The organism is Mesorhizobium sp. M4B.F.Ca.ET.017.02.2.1 (genome assembly GCF_003998955.1).
Lineage (GTDB): Bacteria > Pseudomonadota > Alphaproteobacteria > Rhizobiales > Rhizobiaceae > Mesorhizobium > Mesorhizobium abyssinicae.
The window spans coordinates 1-2,557 of the sequence record NZ_RZOF01000538.1 but is presented as its reverse complement, the minus strand read 5'-3'; the positions used below and the strand labels follow the sequence as shown (position 1 = coordinate 2,557).

Here is a 2,557-nt window from a genome sequence, read left to right as displayed (position 1 = left end):
CTCCTACACCTATTCGGTGCCGGTCATCGATCTCGTGCGCGAACGCGTCGTCGTCTCGCTGCCGCTGGCGCTGATCGCCCTGGCGCTGTCCACGGCCATCGCCATTCCGGTTGGCCTGTTTTCCGCCAGCCGGCGCGGTCGCGCTGGCGACGCGATCGCCATGGGCGCCGCCCAGTTCGGCGTCGCCGTGCCGAACTTCTGGTTCGCGCTGATGCTGATCTATCTTTTTGCCGTCTGGCTCAGGCTGGTACCGGCCGGCGGCTTCCCCGGCTGGGGCGCCGGCGCCTGGCCGGCGCTGAAATCGCTGCTTTTGCCGGCGGTCGCCCTTGCCTTGCCGCAAGCCGCGATCCTGGCACGCGTCGCCCGCTCGGCGCTGATCGAGGTTCTGAACGAGGACTATATCCGCACCGCCCGCGCCAAGGGTATGCCCTACCGCGCCGTGCTTTGGCGGCACGCGCTGCGCAACGCCATGATCCCGGTGCTCACCATCCTCGGGCTGCAGTTCGCTTTCCTGCTCGCCGGCACCATCATCATCGAGAACGTCTTCTACCTGCCCGGCCTCGGAAGGCTGCTGTTCCAGGCGATCACACAACGCGACCTCATCGTCGTCGAAAGCGTCGTCATGTTGCTGGTCGCCGCCGTCATCGCCGTCAACCTCCTCGTCGACCTCTCCTACGCGGTCGTCGATCCGCGCCTGAGAAGCCGGCAATGACACTGCATGTCGACATCCCCGAGGAGACCCTAGCCGGCATTCTGGCCAAGGCGTTCCGCAACCGATCCTTCCTTGTCGGTTTCGTCATCACCGCGCTGGTGGCGGCGGTGGCGGTCCTCTCCTACGCCTGGACGCCATACGACGTCACCAGGCTGGTGATCTCGGACAAGATCCTGCCGCCCTCATGGGCGCACTGGTTCGGCACCGACCATTTCGGTCGCGACATCCTGTCGATGATCATGGTCGGCGCCCGCAACTCGATCGCCGTGGCGCTGGTCGCGGTCGGCATCGGCATGGGCGTCGGCGTTCCGCTCGGCGCCTTCGCGGCAGCGCGCGGCGGCCTCGCCGACGAAGCGCTGATGCGACTGAACGACCTCGTCTTCGCCTTCCCCGCCCTGCTTTCGGCGATCATGATCACCGCCATCTTCGGGCCGGGCGCCATCAACGCCATCATCGCCATCGGCATCTTCAACATTCCGGTGTTCGCGCGCGTCGCCCGTGCCGGCGCGCTGGCCATCTGGCCGCGCGAGTTCATTCTCGCCGCCCGCGCCGCCGGCAAGGGCCCGACGCTGATCACCATCGAGCACATCCTGCCCAACATCGCGACGCTGCTTCTGGTGCAAGGCACCATCCAGTTCGCGCTGGGCATCCTTGCCGAAGCAGGCCTCTCCTATGTCGGCCTCGGCGCGCAGCCGCCGATGCCGAGCTGGGGCCGCATGCTGTTCGACGCGCAGACGCGCATGGTGGTGGCGCCGTGGATGGCGATCTTCCCGGGCATGGCGATCGCCGTCACCGTGCTCGGCCTCAACCTGCTGGGCGACGGCATCGCCGACATCCTCGACCCGAAATCGCGGCGGCAGCGATGAGCCTGCTCGAGATCGAGAACCTGTCGCTCTCGATCGGCGACACGCCGATCCTGAAGGGCGTCGAGCTTGCCGTGGCGCCCGGCGAGGTGATGGGGCTGGTCGGCGAATCCGGCTCCGGCAAGTCGATGACGGCACTCGCCGTGATGCGGCTCATGCCCTTCGCGGCACGCGCCAGCGGACGCGTCGCTTTCGACGGCATCGACATCCTCGCGGCGAGCGAGGACCAGATGTGTGCGTTGCGCGGCGACGACATCGGCATGGTGTTCCAGGAGCCGATGACGGCGCTGAACCCGGTCAAGACCATCGGCGAGCAGGTCGCCGAAGGCATCCGCTGGCACACCAAGGCGAGCCGCGCCGAGGCCGAGGAGCGGGCGCGCAAAATACTCGACCGCGTCGGCCTGCTTTCGACGAAATTCCCGCTGTCGCGCTATCCGCACGAACTGTCGGGCGGCCAACGCCAGCGCGTCGTCATTGCGATCGCCTGCGCGCTGAAACCCAAGCTCCTGATCGCCGACGAGCCGACCACGGCGCTCGACGTGGTGCTGCAGGCGCAGATCCTCGATTTGCTGCGCGATCTCGTGGCGGAAAACCGTATGGGTTTGCTTCTGATCTCGCACGACCTCGCGGTGGTGACCGAGATGGCCGACAAGATCACCATCCTGCGCCATGGCGAGGTGATGGAAGCCGGCGACACCGCACGCACGCTGTCTGCGCAGCTCCATCCCTATACGCGTCAGCTGGCGCAGGCCTCCATGCATGTGCCGGCCCGCCCTCGCCCCCACACCGCCGGCTCGGCCAGGCCCTTGCTGCAGGTCGATGGCGTGACGCGCGACTATCCGGGACGACGCAGCTCGCTGTTCCGGCGTGCCGCTCCCATCCGCGCCGTCGACGACGTCTCGCTGTCGATAGAGCCCGGCCAGTCGGTGGCGCTGGTCGGTCGCTCCGGCTGCGGCAAGTCCACGCTTGCCCGCATGATCCT

The 2,557-nt window shown here is 67.6% G+C and carries 3 protein-coding genes; all 3 read left to right on the top strand.

The annotated features are described in order from the left end of the window. A partial coding sequence (locus EN738_RS33400) for an ABC transporter permease (protein ID WP_145967023.1) occupies positions 1 to 712 on the top strand: 712 nt, incomplete at its 5' end. Next, positions 709 to 1,578: an ABC transporter permease gene (locus EN738_RS33395; protein WP_127287266.1), complete on the top strand. Its 870-nt coding sequence runs from the start codon at positions 709 to 711 to the stop codon at positions 1,576 to 1,578. The genes EN738_RS33400 and EN738_RS33395, both read left to right, overlap by 4 nt. Next, positions 1,575 to 2,557: ATP-binding cassette domain-containing protein (locus tag EN738_RS33390; RefSeq protein WP_145967022.1), on the top strand; the 983-nt coding region annotated here is incomplete at its 3' end. The genes EN738_RS33395 and EN738_RS33390, both read left to right, overlap by 4 nt.

Bases quoted from the DNA above. Each gene is read 5' to 3' on its own strand.
- EN738_RS33395 (WP_127287266.1), top strand. From the start codon at position 709: ATGACACTGCATGTCGACATCCCCGAGGAGACCCTAGCCGGCATTCTG.